Here is a 231-nt window from a genome sequence, read left to right on the forward strand (position 1 = left end):
GGCTTAAACTAGTTGCTGTAGCAATTGTTGCTCACGCTATTGTAGGGATGTCTCAAAATTTAACCCCTGACTTAAAACGAAAAGCTATCGCTTTAATGGCATTAGTCGTTACGTTATTATGGCAAACCACCTATACACAAATAGGGATCATACTAGTATCTGCTTTTATGGGCTATCTTATTTATCAAAAACATCGTGATCATCATCAATCCAATACCCATTTTCCCATAT

At 36.4% G+C, this 231-nt stretch carries 1 pseudogene; it reads left to right on the top strand.

Annotation, left to right across the window (positions count from 1 at the left end):
• A pseudogene (locus tag SB816_RS35340) lies at positions 1-231 on the top strand (hypothetical protein); the annotation flags it as partial.

This window comes from Achromobacter sp. SIMBA_011 (genome assembly GCF_046535435.1).
Taxonomy (GTDB): domain Bacteria; phylum Pseudomonadota; class Gammaproteobacteria; order Burkholderiales; family Burkholderiaceae_B; genus Achromobacter; species Achromobacter dolens.